We start from the raw sequence: 20,257 nt of genomic DNA, 5'->3' as shown, positions 1-20,257 counted from the left end.
GTCAAAAAGCCTACCATTACTTGGTAAGCTTAAGTTTTTCTCTAAAGTGATGTAAAAGACTTGGCCAATCTGTCTGGATCATATTGGCACCTTTATCGACAAGCTTCTGCCATCCATATTCAGGTCCGTTTATAATCGAAGTATCATCATCAAATCCTGCGTATAAAATAATATCTTCATCCAGTTTGATCGCATTTATCCAAACTAATAAACCTTTCTCTTTTATACTATTAATAGTTTCATCTTGAAAAAGTGGACTATTAGCATCCTTAGCAATTATCTCCATAGCGACGGTGTTAATACTTTTGTATGCTTCAACCTCTTTAATTTCTGATAACTTTTTAATAATCGGCATATATAAATATTTCACAGGGTGTCTCTCTAACCTATCTAAATAGCTTTTGTTAACTGGGGATTTCAATAGTATTTGATTTTGCATATCAAACTGATCCAGATAAGGAAGTAGTGTATCCCAGTATTCCCAAGAACGATCTAAATTTAAAAGAATGTCTCCTTTAAATGTATTCAATACATCTTCCAATTTCTCAACTTTATAATTGACAACATAGCCGTTATTATTTCGATAATTAAGGGCATCAATTTCTGTTGAATCCATTGTTTTAATGTTACGATCTTGACCTAAAAGTCTTTTTTCATTCCCATCATGAAAGACATAAAACTTTCCATCTGTCGAACGAATAAGATCAATTTCTAAAATATCCGTGTTAGATTGAATTGCTGCATGAAAAGCTGGAATCGTATTTTCAACAATATTTCCCATACTACTGCCTCTATGGGTTGCTATTAAAAATGGATGTTGTTTAAGTTTCTCATGGATGATATTCATATTAGACCTCTTTTATAATATATTTTTATTTTTACTTCCTTTACCATAAACAAAGTAAATAACGACTGCAGATATCACCATCAAAATAACAGAATAGACAAAATTCATTGCTTTCGCATCAATGGAGGCAGTAGGATCTGTATTATTTCGAATGACAATACCTAGTGGTTGATACAATGGATGATATAAAAATACAGTTAAATCATAATCTGCTAATTTACTATTAAAGTTTAATGCGAGTATAGCTAAAGCTGTTGGTAATACGATGGGTACGATGACACGAATAAATGTATAAAAAGGACTCGCCCCTAAATTTTTTGCTGCATCCTCAAGCGAACTATCGAATGAATAATAAGCAGCCTTCAAAATTCTCAAAGTAAATGGAGTTGTTTCAAGCACATATGCGATTAACAATAAACTTAATGTACCTGTCAAAACAATATTACCCATAATAGGCATTGGTTTATCATAGGTCATAATTAAACCTAACGCCATTAAAGTACCAGGTATTAACCATGGAATATGGAGTAGATATTCTAAAGATGTTGTTAACTTATTATTATATTTATGGATTAAGCGAGCAATAAATAGCATCGCGGCAACACTTATGATTGCAGTTAATCCAGCATAGATGATACTGATAATAAATGGTTCATACGATGAAGCATCAGTTAAAATTTTCGTGTAATTTTCTAATGTAAAATGGCTCCACGATAGTGTTCCTGTACTAATGCTATATGTATCGGTAAATGAGAAAATAATGACCGCTGTGATTGGTAACACATAAATCACAAACAGAACATATGCAAAAAAGTGGACAATGATGTTAGCAACCTTATTTTCAATTTTTTGCTTTACTATCTTCGTTTTTACTTTTGATACTGACATATAAAAACCTTTTTTCTCTGATCTCGTAACTACATAAAGCAAAGCAATTTGTGTAACTCCCAAAAAGATTGCTAACAATGCGGCAAGATCTCTTGAACCCATACTATTTGCAAACGAAAGTATCATTGGACTGATTGTTTGAAAATCTTTTCCACCTATGATTAATGGGGCAGACATGGCACCAAGTCCAGTTGCAAATAATAATACGGATAAAGTTGCTAAAACTGGCTTTAATACAGGAAAAACAATATTAACCAAAATCGTCCAAGGAGAAGCTCCCATATTTTTTGCTGCTTCAATCGTTTGATAATCAATATTTTTCATCGCATTTGAAAGAAAAATAATGTGATTCGTCGTACAAGCAAAAGTCATCACAAACACAACTGCAGGATAACCGATAAACCAATCTGGATTCATATGAGGAAAGAGTTTCACTAATAATGTCGTCAAAAACCCTGAACTTCCATAAATAAATTGATAACCAAAAACTAAGATGATTCCACCATAAATCAGCGTAGTGAAATAACCGAGCCTTAATATTTTCGCACCTTTAATGTCGAAATAATCTGTGACTAATACTAAGAAAACCCCAATAATGTTCACAGTAACCACTAATGTAATCCCTAATATAAAGCTATTAATTAAACTTTTCATTGCTCTTTCAGATGAGAATAACTTTTGAAAAGGCTCTAAAGAAAAGGAACCATCTTGAAAGAATGTCATATAAAGAATATTTGTATTTGGAAGAATGAGAAATGCGGCAATGAACCATGTGAGTATAATCCCCACAAACCAAAGGTATAACTTATTATGAACATGAGAATTTAACAATTTATTCATTCTTATTCTCCTAATATTGAAGTATGTCTTTTGGATTAATAAATAATGTTACATCGTCACCTTCAGAATATCGAAAGTTGCCATCTTCTTTCTCAATATTGATAAGAGTAGAACCCATTACTTCGTATTTATACTGAGAGTATATGCCATAAAATTCTTTCGACACTACCTTTGCCTGAAATGCAACAGATTGATGATCACGATCTAGTACTTTCGTTTTTATCTTTTCTGTTCGGATATAATATTTTTGATCAAGATTCAATTTGATACCTGATTTTCTTGAGGTTTCTCCTATTATTTCTTTGCTCAGTGCATTGGCATCACCTATAAAGTTACACACAAACTCTGTTTTGGATTGATTGTAAATATCCTCAGGAGTACCTACTTGCTCAACAACTCCATTATTAAAAACCGCTACACGATCTGACAATGTTAAAGCTTCTTCTTGATCATGCGTCACATAAACCGTTGTGATACCTTGTTCTAGTTGCAATTTTTTTAGTTCTTTTCTTAGTTGTTTCCTTAACTTTGCATCCAAGTTTGACAGTGGTTCATCTAAAACGATGATCTTTGGAGCAAGCGCCAATGCTCTTGCTATCGCCACACGTTGTTGTTGTCCTCCTGATAATGCTGAAACATTTTTCTTAAGTTGTTCATCGGTTAAATCTACAACTCTTGCTAATTCTTCTACCCGTTTATTTATCGCTTCTTTTTTATACTTTTGAACCTTTAATCCAAAAGCGATGTTGTCATAAACGGACATTGTTGGAAATAAGGCATAGCTTTGAAAAACCATTCCAATTTGTCTTTTTTCAATCGGCATATTTGTAATGTCTTCCCCATCAACAATGATTCTTCCTTTAGTAGGAGTAAGAAAGCCTACTAATGTTCGTAAGGTTGTTGTTTTCCCGCAACCAGATGGTCCTAGAAACGTAAAGAATTCACCTTCTTTTATATCTAAATTTAAGTTTTGTATCGCAACAAACTCGTCAAATTTCACTTGTATATCTTGAAATCTAATCACATGCCATCCTCCTTCATAATGAAAACCGTCAAACCCTTTTGGGTTTCGACGGTTTATACCTTCTTCTTACTAGGGGGAGTAAGAAAAAAGTTCTACAACTTCAAACTACCTTCCTTGATTAACCATAAGACTATTCAACACACTTTTATAATTAGAATATCTCTAATTCAATTTTCTCTACCCAATCGTCAATATGCTCAGCGATGAACTTGTAATCCATTTCTTGAACCGTTGTAATTTCACCAATTTGTTTCATTCTGTCTGGTGCTTTTTCAACTGCTTTTGTATTTACAGGTAAAGAACCAAATTGTTCAGCCCAAGAACCTTGAATTTCTGCACTGCCAAACCAATTCATGAACTCTTCTGCTACTAGAGTATCTTGATCTTTCCCTTTATTAATGATTCCTATTTGCTCAACTGTCGTTGGTACACCAATTTCTGGTGAAACAATACCAGCTTCAAAACCAAATTCCTCTTCAATTCCAGGCAAACCACTTGAATAAATGAAAGAAATCGGCACTTTTCCTGAAGCAAGGTTTGCATTAGCATCTTCACCTTCTGGCGTTTTATATCCATTGTCAAAGAACAACTCTATTTCTTTCCACCCATCTCCAGATATACCCAACTCACCATTTTCATCTAAATGTCTCATTAACATTCCGTATACTACTGAGCGATTTGTCCCTCCACCTAAGTTAATAGGAACATGATATTTACCTTTAAATTCTTCATTTTCAATTAAGTCTGTCCAATCTTTAGGAGCCGTTTCTTCTGTATAAACATCTTTGTTATAAATCATAAAAATTCTTTGTTCTACTAGTGGATGATAGAAGTTGGCATTATCGATTGAATTTTCCGGAATTTCAGCAGTCCATTCTGGTTCAAACGCAACAAGTAAATCATTTGACTTTAATGTTTCAAAATTCATTTGATTTAATCCAAAAACAACATCCGCCAAAGGATTGTTCTTTTCAGAAACTAAACGGTTTAAAAGATCTCCACCACCAGCTTCAACTAGCTCGAGATCAAAACCTGCTTCAGCAGCTTTTTCAGTTAACCAATCTCCACGTCCATCAGATAAGGAGTTCGAATAAATAACAAGAGATTTTTTTTCATCTTTTGAATCTGTTTCCGCTGAATTATTACCCATACAACCAGCTAAAATACTTGCTACTAACATAAATGCCATTAAGAGTAGAAATGATTTTTTTGCTTGCATTATTTTTCTCCTTTTCAAGATACATTATTTGGTATCGAAAAATTCGATCAAGACGAAACATAGTTTATTGAATCTCTACACTTTACTGTTTTTATGCCTCCTCTCTTTTTTTGGAACGTGTCAATTTCTATTGCAATTTCATTATATTTAGGCAATAAAGCATCGTCAATAAGATTTACAGTTGTTTAACGTCAGCTTTACAAACTTTATATTTTCGTTTTCAACCTTAAAACTAAGGTGAAATCTTGAAAAACTATCATGGTATTTTACTCCCAACCCATGCATAAAAGTTTTTTTACAAAATAAAAAGCTGCTTCAACACCATTAATTTCTAGATGTTAAAGCAACCAAAAAAGGGCTGACATCAAAGTCAGCCCCCATAACTCATACCTTTTCCCAACGCACAAATAATTCTAATCCGATCGACAGCAACACACCGACCATCAGTCCGTTTGAAATTAACGGCTGTAAAAAGATCGGCAGAGTGCTGAAAATGGTTGGGTCAAGCGTCATTAAACTAATCCCTACTAACACAGGAACAGCAATTCGAAAAATAGTGTTCGAATTGAATTCTGTCCCTTGCAAAGACTTCAAAGCCGTTCCAAACAACTGTAAATAAGCGATAAATAATACAGCATTCCCTACTGTAATCGGTAGCGTAGCAAAGAAATCACCGGCTGCCGGAATCAAGCCGAGCACACTAAACAGTAAACCACCAATAATAAACGGACGTCGGTCAAAAATGCGCGTACTTTCAAGAAAGCCAAGTGAAGAAGCAAACGGAGCGTACGGAACAAGCCCTAAAGGAGCCGTCATAACCGTATAAATCCCCGTTAAAGACAAAGAACGATTAAATTGCTTGTTAGTCGGTTCTTCTTTATAAAATGAGCTCGCCGCTTGAATAGCCGTAACCGTATTGCTCATATTCAGCAAACACGCGATAAACGTCGTAATAATAATTCCCCACTCTAAATTGGGCTGACCTAAAGGAAATAGCGAAAAGACCGCGTTTTCACTCGAAGGCATCGCCTCTACTGGAAACAACAAGCGATACAAAATCCAGCCCGTTACAATCCCGATCAAAATCGAGAAATTGCTCAGCACTTCTTTTCCTTTCACTTTTAACACTCCAACGAGTATAGCAATAGCGACAGAAAATAAGCTAACCGGAATATCTAAACCACCGCTAGGAGTTAACTTCAACATTCCACTAAAGAAAATGATGACTAACTGAATCGCTAACAAAAATAAATAGACACTCATAACCATCGGAGTGAAGATTTTCTTGAGCCAAGGAACTAACCCTAGTCCTCCCATCACCAGCATCAGTAAACCAGCAGCGATGATCCCTGTTGCCATCGCCCCGCCAATCGTCTGCAAATCCATATTGAGAGCGGCAGCCGATGCACTAATGTTTAAGAATAATCCCCACATCAAACCTGAATGCCCTTCCATTAACGGATAACGATGCCCCCAGACTCCTTGTAACACACAAGCGATACCCGTGATAATGAGCGAACTCTTTAATGTCATCGCAATTTCCGCTGACGATAAATCAAACGCCGTTCCAATCGACACCGGAACAACAATCGTATTTGCAAAAATAAAAAAGAACCATTGCAAAGACGCAACTCCTGTTTTCACGTGAGCATTCATTTATTTACTCCCTCTTTCTTGAGATCACCATTATAAAAAAAGATGAAACTATTTTAACATAGATACTTTGCTTTCGTTAGCATAGATTCATGTATACTATTATTCTTCATTAATAACTGAGAAACAATATATAGGCATTAAGTCTAATTGATCTGTGAAAATAAAAAGGCTCTTTGAGAAAAACCTCAAAGAACCTTCAGGACTTATTGAACTTCACAAGAAAAACATGTAATCTCTTTCACGAAATCTTCATCCACTTCAATACCGAGCCCTGGCTGATCACTAAGTTGAAGAACATCTCCGTTAAAAGTTACTTCTGCCACATCTTTTGAAAACATTTGCGGACCGACCATTTCATTTGTTTCGATAATAGACTTAGCCATAGCGAGGTGAGCACCAGCCATTGTACCAATCGCTGACTCTACCATCGAGCCAATTTGGCATGGCATATCGGCCGCATCCGCTAAGTTAGCTAATGCTAAAGCTGGATAAATACCGCCAGATTTCATCAGCTTAATGTTCAGCATATCTGCTGCTCTCATCTCGATCACATCGACTAAATCATGAATGTTATGCACCCCTTCATCGACCATAATACTCGCAGGAGAAACGGACCTTATTTCTTTCATCGACTTTAAATCATGCGCTTTGACGGGTTGTTCATACCAATCGACGTCACAGTCAGCCGTTTCACGAATCACTTTCAACGCTTCAATTCGACTCCACCCTTGGTTAGCATCGACTCTTAGCTGAACGTCCGCACCTATCGCCTCTCTCACTGCTTGAATTCGTTGAATGTCGGTCTTAGCATCCGTTCCTACTTTAATTTTAATATTGCGACAACCCGCGGCTACATAATTACGCGCATCCTCTGCCATCACGGCAGGATCTTTAATACTGATTACTTGTGGAACTTGTAATTCCTCATGGGCTTTTCCGCCAATTAACTGATAAACAGGTTGTCCTGTTATTTTCCCCATTAAATCATATAATGCGATATCTAAAGCGGCCTTTGCCGAAGGAACCTCTGAAACTGTTTCATTAAACTTTCTATGGATACGATCGATAGAGAATGGACTTTCATTGATTAATAGTGGAGCTAATTCTTTTTGAATCACTTGATACGTGCTTTCCCATGTTTCTCCGGTCACAATCGGATCTGGTACAGCTTCTCCCCAACCAACTAGACCACTTTCTGTTTCGACTCGTGTCAGAACGGTTGGCATATCGTCTAACCGAAGATAAGAGATAATAAATGGCTCTTTCAACGGTAGACGAGCAGCAAACACATCTATTTTTTTAATTTTCATAGGATGAACAGGCTCCTTCATTAGTTATAATTTTTGACGATATCAATAAATAGTTTAATTGCATCTGGAATGACGTCTTCGTCAATATCGAATCGAGGATGATGATGTGGATACGCACTTTTTTCGCCACCCATACCGACAAAAATAAATGCGCCTGGTTTTTGTTGCAAATAGTAAGAGAAGTCTTCTCCTCCCATCACCGGCTCGATTAACTCAAATACGTCCTCACTGAATGACTCACGAATAACAGATTCAACAAACTGCGATTCTTTCGGATGATTCACAAGCGGTGGTGTACCATAGATAAAGTCAATATGAGCCTTTGCACCAAATGCGTGACAAATCCCTTCTGTAAGTTGAACTGTTTGCTCCTGAATCGTCTTCACTGCTCGCGGCGTTAATGCGCGAATCGTTCCAATCAGTTTCGCTGTGTTCGGAATAATGTTATATGTCGATCCTGCTTCAATCTTCCCAACAGTGATCACACCAGCATCAATTGGGTTCAACTTACGACTGACGATACTTTGCAAAGCTTGAATGACATGAGTAGCTACATAAATGGGATCGACTGTCTCATGTGGCATGGAACCATGACCGCCAGAGCCTTCGATCACTATTTCAAAATCATCAATTGAGGCCATCATCGGCCCATGAGTGAGACCGATTTTTCCTTTTTCAAGCCCTTGCCATAAATGCAACCCAAAAATCGCATCAATATGATCCAACACTCCTTGCTTCACAAGTGCATCCGCTCCACTAGGCGTAATTTCTTCCGCTGATTGAAAAATAAGCACAATATTTGGCTCAATTTCTTGTCTATGATTAGACAGCCACTCCGCCACGGCAAGCAATACCGCTGTATGTCCGTCATGCCCACACATATGAGCAACTCCAGGGCGCTTAGAAATATACGGTCGATCTCCTTCCTCCGTGATCGCCAACGCATCTATATCTGCTCGTAAAGCAATCGTCTTATCACCTTTTGTTCCTTTTATAAAGCCAACAACGCTAGGTGGCTCGTAATTTAATCGTTCGATATTTAAGAATTCTAGTCGCTTGCAAATGAATGCACTTGTTTCATACTCTTCTCCTGACAATTCAGGATATTGATGAAAATGACGTCGATCTTCAATCGCTTGTTTAATTAAATGCTCATCGACAATAGTCACAAAAAACCCTCCTTTTTTAAAACGGCCCAAACTGAATTAGCTGAGCAATAATTAGTGCAATGACAGCAATCGTAATTTGAATGAGGAAAAACGGAAAAAACCATCTGACCCATTTCCCCCACGGAATACCTGCGACCGCTAGTGCTGCCATAAAATAACCGCTTGTCGGGAAGATGATATTCGAAATCCCATCTCCAAATTGATACGCAAGAACAGCTGTTTGTCTTGTCACACCGATCATATCCGATAATGGTGCTAATATCGGCATCGTTAAAGCCGCTTGTCCACTTCCTGATGGAACGAGAAAGTTTAAACCTAATTGGAAGAAAAACATACCAACAGCTGACAATACAGATGGAAACGAATCTAATGCATTCGCTGAATAGTACAGAATCGTATCCATAATTCCTGTCGTATTAAAAATCACTAAAATCGTCTGCGCTAAACCAATAATTAATGCTCCCCCGATTAAATCTCCTGCTCCTTTAATAAAGTTATCAGCAATTTGCGACGGAGATAATTTGCCGATAAAGCCCATGATCACGCCAAACAATAAGAACAAACCAGCAATTTCAGGAATATACCATCCAAATTGAATGACACCGTATATAAGAATAAGAAAATTGAATAAAAACGTAATCATCACCCATTTATGACGTGTCTCCATCTTGCCGTGAGAGTTTAATAATTGTTCTTTATTCACATGTTCATATTTTCCGTAAAAGCCCAAAGACGGGTCTTTCTTCACTTTCCCTGCATAATGATACACATACATGACAGCCGCTACATACATGACAATGAATACAATAAGGCGAAAACCTAGTCCTGAAAACGTCGGTAATTCTGCAATTCCTTGAGCAATTCCGACTGTAAAGGGGTTTATCACCGCAGACGTAAACCCAACAGAGGCGCCGATAATGACAATCGCAAAACCAGTAATCGCATCAAATCCTAATGCAATGGCTAATGGGACGAGCACGCCGACATAAACGATCGTTTCATCTGACATCCCCATTAATGAGCCACCAGCCGCAAAGAATAACATTAACACCGGAATAATGAGCTTTTCTCGATTGCCCATCTTGCGTGAGATCATCGCAATAAAAGCATCCATTGCACCTGTCGCAGCTAAAATCCCAAACGCTCCCCCAACGATTAAGACGAAGAAAATCGTGTTCGCTCCTTGGATCATCCCACCATGAACACTGCTGAATATATCTAAAAACCCGAGCGGATTTCCGTCTATAAATTGAAATGTCTCTGGTTGAACGATACTTCGCCCATCAACCTCTGCTCGTTCAAATTGCCCAGCTGGAACAAAATGAGTTAACACAGCGGACAAAACAATTAAACAAAAGATTAAAACGTACACATTCAAGCTTTTTGGCTTTTTTTCGTTTTTTACACTCATACGACTCTCCTCCTCACGTAAAAAATATGTCGTTATATAGTCGTTAATTGATTAGATTATACCCGACCGAATAAATAATAGTCAATGATATTTTTTAAATTTTTAATTAATTTATTGTTATACATAAAAGTGGATTTAATTTCATAAATGATACAACATAAATGAAATTAAATCCACTAAAATGAGTAATTATTCTATTAGAAAGGCAAATCTAGTCGATAAATTGAGCGAGGACGACCATTTTGGAAAGGCTGCTCTTCCCCAATAATATGCAAGTAACCAGCCTCTAAAAATTTCTTTAATAAGCGTTCCGCCGACCGCTTACTTACCTCGAAATATTCAGAAACATCACTAGCTGTAAATCGATTCATGGGGCGCGAAGCAACGAACTGCGCCATCTTGATCACATTCGTGACGCTCATTTTTAACTCTTTTGCTAATTGAACAACTGCTTCATTTTCGCTTTTTAAAACAGACACAGTAGTTGACTCTTTTTGCGGATTGATGACCGTTTGTTCTTCCGTCACAATATGGATCGCATGTTCAGCTTCTTGCTTTTCAGAATAATTAAGAGCAATGTGAGCATTCCGTTCTGCCTCCACGATGGTTAAACCAAACCCCAAACCGATACTTACTGTTTGTTCTTGTTTCTCTACATCTGCATAAAGAGAATGTAGTAGATCCATATTCTTTACTAAAAACTCCATACTCCCTTTCGTGCCATACAAAACAAAAAAGTCGGGGGTAGATTGTTGAAGCGTACAATTCATTTGTTTCGCTATACTCATTAATCGTTGATAAATATGTGAATTCGCTTTTTTTTCAGTGGCTGACTCTAGCTTCACTAATCCAATCGCCACTTGCGCTTGTTGACTTTGCTGTAATTCACCGAGCATTTTCGCTTCTTTCAATGCCTCTATAATATTTCGTTCAGGTTCAACCATTTGAACGCATGGAATATGTTCTTGCTTCAATTGATCAGACACTGCATGAATACTCGTAATGATCAAGTCCACTTGTCCACGATTCCAAAGATCGCGATGCCTTGCTAAAATATCAGTCACTTGGAAATCCTTATTTAAGTTTTCTGTCATCCATGGATAATCTTGTACATACAATGCTTCTGGCATCATGTTTAATTGTTTGACGACACTGTCCACATACTTCCGATCAGGTAAATCAATAGACAAACGGTTGATGCTCGCTTGCTGACCATACAAAAGGGATAGTAACGTTAACGAAACACTTAATTCATTATCGACAACGTAAATAGCTGGTCGATCAAACAAATGGAAGAATTTTTTACAATAATAGTAGGGGATAATACCAGAAAATAAATACACATCGCAATAGGTCGCCTCCCTTATGAGTTGCTCCGTTTCACGAGGGACTTTATACACATAAGGAATAATCTCGATCCCTTCTACATGACATTCTAACTCTTTCACCAACTTCACCATTTCTTCTGGACCAAACAAAGCCACCTTGATAGACATACGAATCCCCCCTCTTAACACAATAAGGAACGTTCTATTTTTTTAACTCTCATTATACCATGCCACTCTCAATATTTCCCACACGATGAAACTAAACAATGTATAAAAAAACACCTTACGAAAAACAGGTATAAATGCCCCTTTTCATTTGAATATATTTTCTATCATTGTATAATATTAGTGAAATCACAAAAGGAGGATGTTCACAATGAAAAAAATGGATGGAAAAATAGCAATTGTTACAGGGGCAGCTATGGGAAATGGACAAGGGATCGCAAAAGTTCTTGCGAAACATGGAGCGACGACGATCTTAGCTGATATTTCTGATCAAGTATTTGAAACAGCTGAACAAATGAAACAAGAGGAACTTGACGTACATGCCGTTCAAATGGATATAACCGACAACGACAGTGTCAAACAAGCCGTTGCTACGATCGTGGATAAGTTTGGCCAAATTGATGCGCTAGTAAATAATGCCGGGGTTGTACGCTTAGCTAACTTCCTTGATATGAGTGATGAAACACGTGATTTTCAATTTAAAGTGAATATTGAAGGCGTTTGGAACGTCACGAAAGCTGTGCTTCCGTTTATGAAAGAGAAAAAATACGGTCGAATTGTCAACCTATCCTCTGTCACTGGAACAATGGTTGCTGATGAGGGAGAAACTGCTTATGCCACAACGAAAGCCGCACTTTTAGGCTTTACTAAATCATTGGCTCGCGAAGCTGCGAATGATCATATCACGGTCAATGCGATTTTACCAGGCTATATTATGACGCCAATGGCTGAACAAATTGCTCAAGAATCCAATCCATCCAATCCTCAACAAATCATTGATGGCATCGCTGGTGGTGTTCCACTAGGCCGCCTCGGAAAAATCGAAGAAGTCGGCGAACTAGCAGCGTTTCTGGCATCCGACGAATCCAGTTACATAACAGGCACACAAATTGTCATCGACGGTGGCAGTACGTTACCTGAAACCGTATCTGTTGGTGTGTAAATAGATAAAAAAGAAGCCTGCTCTTGTCTACTAGGGAGAGCGGGCTTCTTTGACTTTTCAATTATATCAATTTGTAGTATTTAAAAATTCATTTTTGGGCATACAATCTTGCACTGGTTGAAGGCGAATATACTATTTTATATGAATCACCAAGTTCTGTTTGCAACGTTTCTGTCAACAAAACTCCTCTACCATTATAATGATCTTCTAGTTCAACACTATTAGAAAGCAATCGGTCTGTTTCCCAGTCTATCCATTCGCCGTACTGCTCTGCCCAAAAATCTAATTCCTTTGCAAGATCATTTGAAATAGGCAAATCCTCTATTTCTAAATTACATCCACATACCTCACACCAAATGGGGTCTGTATCAACATCCCCTTGTAACTTCAATTGATTCGTCATCCCGCTCTCACAACAACAATCCATCCTATTAACACCTCTGTTCAAAACTCCTCATAAGAACCACCTGGCAAAGAAACGACATGCAAGCCTTGCTCTCCTTGTAATTGCCAGCCTTCAAACATATTACTATCGTGAAATAACTCTAAAAATAGATCTTCTTCCAGTTCAAGCACGAAATCCGAAGTATTCTCATAGTGTTGAACGGAAACAATTTTCTTTCCTTTAATCCGTTTTTCTAATGATTCACGTAACAGTAATCGAGACCATTTTTTACAGTCCGAATATCCCTTTATAATCTGCTGCATATCTCGTAACCGCCAAGGACATTCAATGATTAACACACCTTTTTCAAAAAATACTCCTAACAGTAAGCCAGCTTCAGATTTCACTTCGGTCACTCTCTGTCCGATAAAGTGACTAAAATCGATATCACTTAACTTTTTATACATTTCACTTTAGTTCCCCTAGAAAATACCTCATAGACAAATTGAATGTTCTTCTAATCACTGCAAGCAGTAAATAATCTGATTTTCTATTAAATTTCTTTAGCATACTCATTTTTTTGAGATGCTTCTCTTTTTTAAAAAACCTTGTAACTAATAAACCGCTAGTGGCCCATAAGGACCATCGATAATTTCTATTTTCGTTTCAAAAATGTCTGTCAAAACTTCTGAGTCCATAATCTCTTCTACTGTTCCAAAAGCGGCAATTTGTCCATCTTTCATAGCACAAATTCTATCGGAATATTTGGCTGCAAAATTGATATCATGCATAACAGTCAAAATGGTTCTTCCAAATTCTTTGGCAACATGTCTCAAATGCTCCATCATTTGAACAGAACGAGCAACATCTAGGTTGTTCAACGGCTCGTCCAAAAGTATATATTCAGTCTCTTGACACAAAACCATTGCAACATATGCCCTTTGCCTTTGACCACCTGAAAGCTCATCTAAATATCTATTTTCTAGATCAGTCAAGTCTAAAAAATCGATATATTTAGAAATAATGGCCTCATCCTCTTTCGTTAATCTTCCTTTTGAATAAGGAAAACGTCCAAATCCAGCTAGTTGTCTAACAGTAAGCCTCGTTACAAAATGATTTTCTTGTCGCAAAATAGTCATAATTTTCGCTAAGTCTTTCGAGTTAGATTCAGAAATATCCATATTTGCCACCGTGATTTGACCTTCATCCATATCCAAAAGTCTTCCAATCATCAAAAGTGTCGTAGACTTTCCAGCACCATTGGGTCCAATCAAAGAAGTAAAACCAGCTTTTGGTATTTCAATATCCAATGGTCCTATTTTTACCTTATCAGTATACAATTTTCTAGCATTATCAATCTTTATCATAGAGCCCTCTTCCTTAAAATCACAATTAAAAATATTATTCCACCAAACAGTTCGATAATAACTGAAACTACACCTTGAGCATTGAATACATGATACATTAAAAAGTACGCACTCGTCAGTATCAAAAATCCTATGGCAAGAGCCATTGGAAAAATATATCTATGATCATAAGTTGGCGCTGCTTGATAACTCAAAGTTGCAACTAAAAACCCATAGAAAGTAAGCGGTCCAACTAAAGCCGTTGAAATTGACATCAAAACAGCAACTAATATAAGCGTATAAATTATACTAGATTGATATTTAACTCCAAAAGAAGTAGCGACATCTTTTCCAAGTGACAATACATTTAATTTTTTAGAATAAGCAAAAATTAATACTGCTATAATTATTACCATCGGAATGACAATTGGAAAATATTCAGCATCCGCATTATTGACAGAACCAAACAATTTTGCCTGTAAAATATCAAACTCTGACGGTGCAAGAAGTTTTCTCATAAAAGTGGACACAGAATTCAGCCCAGTTCCAATAATAATTCCAACCAGAAGCATAAGTTGCAAATTACCATATTTTCCAGAAAGTAACCATCCATAAAGGATCAAACTCATCAAGACCATAACACTAACTTTAAATAAAAATGGTCCAATACCAGTAAAATTTATTAATGCACTAGCACCAAAGAAAAATATTGTACTAGTATGAATTGTTGAGTAAAGTGATTCAAAACCTAAAAGTGAAGGAGTTATGATCCTATTATTCGTAATCGAATGGAAAGCAACGGTCGACAAACTGTGACAAACTGCAGCAATAATCATGGCAACGACAGCTACTATCCTTCTTTCAACAACTGGGATAAAAGAAGGTGAATCCACTGGAACTGGATTGTTATAAACTAAAAGTCCATACGAAGAAAGAGCACCCAAAGCAATAAAAGTTATGAGCAAAATCCAATAACGTTTTTCTTCTTTCTTAGAACGAAAAGCTCTAGCGGATCTATTTTTATTACGAAGGCTAGAATCGATCGCAATATTTTCTTTACTTCTATATTCCAATGCGTTCATCTTAGCCTCCTTGGTTTTCTTTGTCTCAATAAAATAGTAATAAATACGACTGCACCCGCTGTTCCAAGTATTAAAGAGACAGGCACTTCAAAAGGCATAATAATTGTTCGAGAAATTATGTCACAAACCGTTATAGTCCCCATGCCTATCACACATACCCAAGGCAAATTGCTCCTAAGATCATCTCCTCTAAACATCGAAACAATATTTGGGACAATCAAACCTAAAAAAGGTAAATTTCCAATAACAGCTGCAACAATTCCAACTGCAAAAGAAATAAGGCCCGTACCCAAAAGAACGATCCTGTTGTAATTAACGCCAAGGCTTGTTGCAACATCTTCCCCTAGCCCAGCTAAAGTCAATCTATTAGCATAAATAAAAATAAGAATAGTAACGATAACAATTAGCCATAAATATTCATACCTTCCAACTTGAACATTCGCAAAAGAACCTACAAACCAACTTTCAATATTTTGCGTCATTTGAAAAACGAGTCCAAGAAAAGTGGAAATGGCAGAAATGACTGCTCCAAGCATCAGCCCAATGATTGGGACAATTAAAGACGAACGAAGTTTAACTCTTCGTAAAAATAAAAAGAAAATCATAGTTCCTATAAAAGAAAAAATGATTGCACCAGTCATTCTTAGAACCAAAGTTGGTGCAGGAAATAATAAATAAACAAAAAGAAGGCCCAAGCCTGCCCATTCAATCGTTCCTGTTGTCGTAGGTTCAACTAAACGATTCTGTGTAATAAGTTGCATTACAAGGCCTGCCATTGCCATGGCAGCTCCGGTAAGCATTAGTGCCACTGTTCTTGGAACACGAGTTATGAAAAACATCTCCATTCCATCTTCTTGTCCGTGTATATCATAAACTCCAGTAAACAGTGATATAATGCCTAAAATAATAACAACTATAATCGCTAGTATAAAAGGTTTTGTCCATATTTTATTGTGGTTATAAAACTGGGATTGAGAATTATCCTCAATCCCAGTGACTGCATTTTTTGGCACTATGTTATACTCCTTTACACTACTTAGCTAAAGTGTTTGCAACGTTTTCAAATAACTCCAAATAAGTTTGGATTGATTCATTTAAGTAAGTGTCATTTGGTGCATAAACAATCTGTTTTTTAGAAACAGCCGTTGTGTTTTGAAGAGCAGGTGATTTATCAATAACATCCTGAGCAGGAACTGCATCAGGTAAATCAGACATTGAAGCATCACGATCTAGTACGAAAAGCCAATCAGGATTGCTTTGTGCAATCGCTTCAACAGAAACTTCATCACCTTGATGATCTGAAGAAGAATCTTTAACATCTAATGCTGGAGTCCATCCAAAGATTTCATACATTGGTCCCCAAACGCGTCCAGAACCAGGAGCTGAATAACCAATATCTCCACCAGAAACGATAACACTCATCACTTTATCTTTTCCATTATATGCAGACTTAGCTTTTTCGATCACTTGATCAAAATCAGCTGTCAATTGTTTAGCTTCTTCATTTTTATCAAAAATTTGTCCTAAAGTAAGTGTAGCGTCTTTAAGTCCATTTACTAAGTTTTCTCCAGGTGTAGCAGCTTCCTCAGAAACATCAACATTAAGATCAATAACAGCTGCATTTGGTACTAGTTTCTTGATATCTTCATAATAGTCAGCAAATCTTTGACCAACAATTACAAGTTCAGGGTCTGCTGCCGCTAAAATCTCAAAATTTGGTTCGCGGTGATTTCCAATATCTTGAACTGAATCATCCTTTACATATGGTGAATCCGCAGGCATTACATCCTTTGGAGCAGCAGCTAACTCAATATCCCAATCAGCTAAAGTTTCAAACGTTCTATTATCCAAAGCAACTACATTCTTAGGATTTACAGGAACAGTAACCTTTCCATGAGCATCAGTGATTTCAACTGTTTTAACTTCAGTAGAGTCTTTTTCTTTCCCCTTATCTTCAGTCTTGCCAGATTCATTACTTGAATTTGAGCAAGCTGCCAACATTAAAACAAACATTGCCATCATAATGACAGTTAATTTAAACTTCCCCATCTCTCATACCTCTTTCCTTATGTATAAACTTTATAGTCAAACAGATTATTGAATTGATAAAATTAATATCTATCGTTATATTTTTATTCGCGATTTAAATAATAATTATCTCTATATTAACATAGTGCACAGCGATAAAAAAGTAATGATAATAATTATCAATTTCAATGTTCTATTCAAGTATACCAAATCAAAAAATATTATCAACTTTTTTTTTGGGGGATCAATACCAACTTCTGTTCTTGACAAGAAAAAGGACATAAAAAAGCATCTGTATCTGTTATGTTGAAAGCGTCAAACCGAAACATAACAGATACAGATGCATTCTCATTTTAACAATATTCTAACTTTGCAGAGGAAGACGAGGAGGATATCGTGACACATCGATTTATTTTACCCTGTAAAAAGAGCGATATTCGATATCACCAACTTTTATCAGCTATCAGCTACGAAGATTTTCCACACCCGACACGCATCTTAAAAAATTACGATCGGGCCGGCTATAACATTTACTTTGTCAATATCACTAAAAAGTTCATTTATCACCTGTATGATGATCGTGGCTGTGATGTGGTCGCATCTAATAAAGAAGATTTGCGTCCACTTTATAAAGAACGAAATGCTTGGATATTGGATTATGACCGTGAACAGATTGATAAACTGTTTAAATAGGAAGTAGGTGATTGTATGAAATATACTTGTCCTTGTTGCGGATATAAAACATTAGAAGAAGAACCACCAGGTACGTATGATGTATGTGAAATTTGTTTTTGGGAAGATGATATAGTTCAATTTAATGACCCCGATTATGAAGGTGGGGCAAATGAAGTTTCATTGAGACAAGCACAAAAAAACTTTAATAAGTTTGGAGCTTGCGAAGAGGTCTGTATTCGGTCTGTAAGAAAGCCCAATGAGAAAGACATAAAAGATCCTAATTGGAAAGCGTTAATTTAAAGATAATTTAACAAAAAGCGGCTATTCAAAAAGTCAGTGAAAATTAACTTCCTGCGACAGCCGCTTTCTCTTGGCAAGTAACCATGATAAATATTCATTCTGTCACCTTCGATTTAAGATAATTTTTTATTTCCTCAACATCATCTACCTCTCTTTTTGGAAGTATGTATGCACTTACTGAGCTGTTATAAAGATAGATGTTATGTTTGTCCTCACTAATAGTTTTAATGCCTGACCAAGTTACTTTTGTTTCACCGTTAGAAGTCGAATCGATGATCCCCTCTTCCGACAAAATCATATGATGTTCACCTAATAGACCCTCGTTCGTGCCCTCTTGTATCATTTTCTTAGTATTTCGGATAACATAAAAATAGAAATATCTTGGATCAAGCGTGTTGATTAACCAAATTTAGACAGACTTCTCCTACTCTAATCAAAATAGTGATACAGAAATAAGACCATCCGATCCCACCACTGTAAGGGTAATGCGCCTGTCAAAAGCATGCGCTGAAAAGCCACTGACGACAGGTTCGATTTGGAAATGGAGGATTTTGTCTGTTTATATAACCAATGAAGCAGCACATAGGCAATTAAGGCGGCGAAAAGCTGGTTGAATACCGCATTTTCGGTCGTACCAAATAAAACAGGCACATTTAAATTTTGCTTGATCCAGCGAAAAAAGGTTTCGATGCCCCAGCGCGCTTTGTACATGTTGGCGATTTCTTCTGCCGACACATGACGTAAGCTGGTCACGGCACGAACTTCTCGTCCTTCATCATCTTTAAAAAACACCACTCGATGACGTTTTTCCGAACGAGATTGAACGGAACCAAGTAGACAAGTCCTATCTTGGGTCACGTTTGAACCCTCTTGTGGCAAGCGTTGTAAGGATTTGATCTGAGACAACTCCACGTTTTCCTTCATCCGGATCACGAAATCTTGTCCTTCTCCGAGAAAGCGATCGATCCGTTGAATTTTAAAATAGGCACGGTCTTCTACTAAGATAAACCGAGGGTCCGCCAGATGCTCGCCGATAGGCCCATCGTGTGTCAGACCAGTGGATTCAACGACTTTCAAGGGCATTTGTGTCTCCAATGAAAAACTCACATGAAGCTTGATGCCTGAGCGTTCGCCATGATAAACGGCCCAAGGAAGTCGAGTTTTTCCGACCGTGATCGTAGTAGAATCCACGAGAAGTAGGTGCTTAGGCATGTTCAACGTGCGACGAGTGGCACGGTTACATTTACGAACGACTAAATCAAATACGTTCTTCATTAATTCGTAATCAAGCTGACTCATCTTTTTTGAAAGAGTGGAATAGTTGACATCGACAAGTCCCGCCGATGATCCGACATCGGCACAGTAACGCAAGCTTTTCCACTCACAAGCAGCCGCCATCACAAGGTACTGAATTAACGTTTTGACATCCAGCTTTCGTGCGGTATCTTCATAACCAACGAGTTCAATCAATAGTTTTAGCTCTTCATCGGAAATAAACTTTTGAATCAAATTCGGGAACATGGTATTCTGTTTCATAGGGACACCTCTTCTCGTTTATGTTTGGTCGTACTTACATTTTAC

19 protein-coding genes and 1 pseudogene are annotated in these 20,257 nt (G+C 37.1%); 3 read left to right on the top strand and 17 right to left on the bottom strand.

Annotated elements, in window-relative coordinates; all coding sequences use genetic code 11:
* Positions 1 to 16 precede the first annotated feature (16 nt).
* The 9 genes from ACSVDJ_RS04455 to ACSVDJ_RS04415 form a co-directional block, all read right to left on the bottom strand.
* Complete coding sequence (locus tag ACSVDJ_RS04455; RefSeq protein ID WP_439171095.1) at positions 17 to 847, bottom strand: glycerophosphodiester phosphodiesterase family protein; 831 nt, start codon at positions 845 to 847, stop codon at positions 17 to 19.
* A gap of 12 nt (positions 848 to 859) precedes the next feature.
* Positions 860 to 2,575 carry an ABC transporter permease gene (locus ACSVDJ_RS04450; protein ID WP_439171094.1) on the bottom strand — a complete coding sequence of 572 codons (1,716 nt, stop codon included), beginning with the start codon at positions 2,573 to 2,575 and terminating at the stop codon, positions 860 to 862.
* A gap of 10 nt (positions 2,576 to 2,585) precedes the next feature.
* Positions 2,586 to 3,599: an ABC transporter ATP-binding protein gene (locus ACSVDJ_RS04445; RefSeq protein WP_100403415.1), complete on the bottom strand. Its 1,014-nt coding sequence runs from the start codon at positions 3,597 to 3,599 to the stop codon at positions 2,586 to 2,588.
* 151 nt (positions 3,600 to 3,750) lie between these two features.
* Positions 3,751 to 4,818 (bottom strand): extracellular solute-binding protein, encoded by a 1,068-nt coding sequence (locus ACSVDJ_RS04440; protein WP_439171093.1) that lies wholly within the window; start codon positions 4,816 to 4,818, stop codon positions 3,751 to 3,753.
* Between the two features lie 384 nt (positions 4,819 to 5,202).
* Positions 5,203 to 6,474 (bottom strand): uracil/xanthine transporter, encoded by a 1,272-nt coding sequence (locus ACSVDJ_RS04435; protein ID WP_439171091.1) that lies wholly within the window; start codon positions 6,472 to 6,474, stop codon positions 5,203 to 5,205.
* Positions 6,475 to 6,677: 203 nt separating this feature from the next.
* A complete protein-coding gene (locus ACSVDJ_RS04430) occupies positions 6,678 to 7,784 on the bottom strand; it encodes a mandelate racemase/muconate lactonizing enzyme family protein (RefSeq protein WP_439171089.1) in 1,107 nt (368 codons plus the stop codon).
* Between the two features lie 20 nt (positions 7,785 to 7,804).
* The gene (locus ACSVDJ_RS04425; RefSeq protein ID WP_439171087.1) at positions 7,805 to 8,953 is read right to left on the bottom strand and encodes a M20 metallopeptidase family protein; all 1,149 of its coding nucleotides are present in this window, start codon (positions 8,951 to 8,953) and stop codon (positions 7,805 to 7,807) included.
* Positions 8,954 to 8,969: 16 nt separating this feature from the next.
* Positions 8,970 to 10,364: a YfcC family protein gene (locus tag ACSVDJ_RS04420; RefSeq protein WP_439171085.1), complete on the bottom strand. Its 1,395-nt coding sequence runs from the start codon at positions 10,362 to 10,364 to the stop codon at positions 8,970 to 8,972.
* A gap of 197 nt (positions 10,365 to 10,561) precedes the next feature.
* A complete protein-coding gene (locus tag ACSVDJ_RS04415; protein WP_439171083.1) occupies positions 10,562 to 11,860 on the bottom strand; it encodes a hypothetical protein in 1,299 nt (432 codons plus the stop codon).
* 208 nt (positions 11,861 to 12,068) lie between these two features.
* On the opposite strand from ACSVDJ_RS04415, the gene ucpA reads away from it, so the two are divergent.
* A complete protein-coding gene (gene ucpA, locus ACSVDJ_RS04410; RefSeq protein WP_439171081.1) occupies positions 12,069 to 12,860 on the top strand; it encodes an SDR family oxidoreductase UcpA in 792 nt (263 codons plus the stop codon).
* A gap of 88 nt (positions 12,861 to 12,948) precedes the next feature.
* Here ucpA and ACSVDJ_RS04405 read toward each other — a convergent pair whose 3' ends face one another.
* The 6 genes from ACSVDJ_RS04405 to ACSVDJ_RS04380 all read right to left on the bottom strand — a co-directional run bounded on the left by ACSVDJ_RS04405 (position 12,949) and on the right by ACSVDJ_RS04380 (position 17,722).
* Positions 12,949 to 13,263 carry an immunity protein CdiI family protein gene (locus ACSVDJ_RS04405; RefSeq protein ID WP_439171080.1) on the bottom strand — a complete coding sequence of 105 codons (315 nt, stop codon included), beginning with the start codon at positions 13,261 to 13,263 and terminating at the stop codon, positions 12,949 to 12,951.
* A 41-nt stretch (positions 13,264 to 13,304) separates the two neighbouring features.
* Positions 13,305 to 13,712 (bottom strand): hypothetical protein, encoded by a 408-nt coding sequence (locus ACSVDJ_RS04400; protein ID WP_439171079.1) that lies wholly within the window; start codon positions 13,710 to 13,712, stop codon positions 13,305 to 13,307.
* A 147-nt stretch (positions 13,713 to 13,859) separates the two neighbouring features.
* On the bottom strand, positions 13,860 to 14,612 hold the full coding sequence (locus ACSVDJ_RS04395; protein WP_439171077.1) for an iron ABC transporter ATP-binding protein: 753 nt from the start codon (positions 14,610 to 14,612) through the stop codon (positions 13,860 to 13,862).
* Complete coding sequence (locus tag ACSVDJ_RS04390; RefSeq protein WP_439171075.1) at positions 14,609 to 15,673, bottom strand: iron chelate uptake ABC transporter family permease subunit; 1,065 nt, start codon at positions 15,671 to 15,673, stop codon at positions 14,609 to 14,611. The genes ACSVDJ_RS04395 and ACSVDJ_RS04390 overlap by 4 nt, the downstream gene beginning before the upstream one ends.
* Positions 15,670 to 16,686, bottom strand: a complete 1,017-nt coding sequence (locus ACSVDJ_RS04385) for an ABC transporter permease (protein WP_439171073.1) — start codon at positions 16,684 to 16,686, stop codon at positions 15,670 to 15,672. The genes ACSVDJ_RS04390 and ACSVDJ_RS04385 overlap by 4 nt, the downstream gene beginning before the upstream one ends.
* A 19-nt stretch (positions 16,687 to 16,705) precedes the next feature.
* Positions 16,706 to 17,722, bottom strand: a complete 1,017-nt coding sequence (locus tag ACSVDJ_RS04380; RefSeq protein WP_439171072.1) for a siderophore ABC transporter substrate-binding protein — start codon at positions 17,720 to 17,722, stop codon at positions 16,706 to 16,708.
* A 366-nt stretch (positions 17,723 to 18,088) separates the two neighbouring features.
* On the opposite strand from ACSVDJ_RS04380, the pseudogene ACSVDJ_RS04375 reads away from it, so the two are divergent.
* Positions 18,089 to 18,394 (top strand): annotated as a pseudogene (locus tag ACSVDJ_RS04375) (DUF3885 domain-containing protein); the annotation flags it as partial.
* Between the two features lie 15 nt (positions 18,395 to 18,409).
* Complete coding sequence (locus ACSVDJ_RS04370) at positions 18,410 to 18,676, top strand: CPCC family cysteine-rich protein (protein ID WP_439171071.1); 267 nt, start codon at positions 18,410 to 18,412, stop codon at positions 18,674 to 18,676.
* Positions 18,677 to 18,770: 94 nt separating this feature from the next.
* Here the strand turns inward: ACSVDJ_RS04370 and ACSVDJ_RS04365 are convergent, their stop codons facing one another.
* Together ACSVDJ_RS04365 and ACSVDJ_RS04360 are read right to left on the bottom strand one after the other, a co-directional pair.
* A complete protein-coding gene (locus tag ACSVDJ_RS04365; protein ID WP_518620084.1) occupies positions 18,771 to 18,974 on the bottom strand; it encodes a YcxB family protein in 204 nt (67 codons plus the stop codon).
* Positions 18,975 to 19,105: 131 nt separating this feature from the next.
* Positions 19,106 to 20,212 (bottom strand): IS4 family transposase, encoded by a 1,107-nt coding sequence (locus tag ACSVDJ_RS04360; RefSeq protein WP_518620081.1) that lies wholly within the window; start codon positions 20,210 to 20,212, stop codon positions 19,106 to 19,108.
* Positions 20,213 to 20,257: the final 45 nt, after the last annotated feature.

This window comes from Bacillus sp. Hm123, assembly GCF_051842975.2.
GTDB lineage: Bacteria > Bacillota > Bacilli > Bacillales > Domibacillaceae > Bacillus_CE.
This window is presented reverse-complemented; position numbering and strand designations above follow the sequence as displayed.

Coding starts and splice junctions, on each gene's coding strand:
- ACSVDJ_RS04455 (WP_439171095.1), bottom strand. CDS start 847: ATGAATATCATCCATGAGAAACTTAAACAACATCCATTTTTAATAGCA.
- ACSVDJ_RS04450 (WP_439171094.1), bottom strand. CDS start 2,575: ATGAATAAATTGTTAAATTCTCATGTTCATAATAAGTTATACCTTTGG.
- ACSVDJ_RS04440 (WP_439171093.1), bottom strand. CDS start 4,818: ATGCAAGCAAAAAAATCATTTCTACTCTTAATGGCATTTATGTTAGTA.
- ACSVDJ_RS04435 (WP_439171091.1), bottom strand. CDS start 6,474: ATGAATGCTCACGTGAAAACAGGAGTTGCGTCTTTGCAATGGTTCTTT.
- ACSVDJ_RS04430 (WP_439171089.1), bottom strand. CDS start 7,784: ATGAAAATTAAAAAAATAGATGTGTTTGCTGCTCGTCTACCGTTGAAA.
- ACSVDJ_RS04420 (WP_439171085.1), bottom strand. CDS start 10,364: ATGAGTGTAAAAAACGAAAAAAAGCCAAAAAGCTTGAATGTGTACGTT.
- ACSVDJ_RS04415 (WP_439171083.1), bottom strand. CDS start 11,860: ATGTCTATCAAGGTGGCTTTGTTTGGTCCAGAAGAAATGGTGAAGTTG.
- ucpA (WP_439171081.1), top strand. CDS start 12,069: ATGAAAAAAATGGATGGAAAAATAGCAATTGTTACAGGGGCAGCTATG.
- ACSVDJ_RS04405 (WP_439171080.1), bottom strand. CDS start 13,263: ATGACGAATCAATTGAAGTTACAAGGGGATGTTGATACAGACCCCATT.
- ACSVDJ_RS04400 (WP_439171079.1), bottom strand. CDS start 13,712: ATGTATAAAAAGTTAAGTGATATCGATTTTAGTCACTTTATCGGACAG.
- ACSVDJ_RS04395 (WP_439171077.1), bottom strand. CDS start 14,612: ATGATAAAGATTGATAATGCTAGAAAATTGTATACTGATAAGGTAAAA.
- ACSVDJ_RS04390 (WP_439171075.1), bottom strand. CDS start 15,673: ATGAACGCATTGGAATATAGAAGTAAAGAAAATATTGCGATCGATTCT.
- ACSVDJ_RS04380 (WP_439171072.1), bottom strand. CDS start 17,722: ATGGGGAAGTTTAAATTAACTGTCATTATGATGGCAATGTTTGTTTTA.
- ACSVDJ_RS04370 (WP_439171071.1), top strand. CDS start 18,410: ATGAAATATACTTGTCCTTGTTGCGGATATAAAACATTAGAAGAAGAA.
- ACSVDJ_RS04365 (WP_518620084.1), bottom strand. CDS start 18,974: ATGATTTTGTCGGAAGAGGGGATCATCGATTCGACTTCTAACGGTGAA.
- ACSVDJ_RS04360 (WP_518620081.1), bottom strand. CDS start 20,212: ATGAAACAGAATACCATGTTCCCGAATTTGATTCAAAAGTTTATTTCC.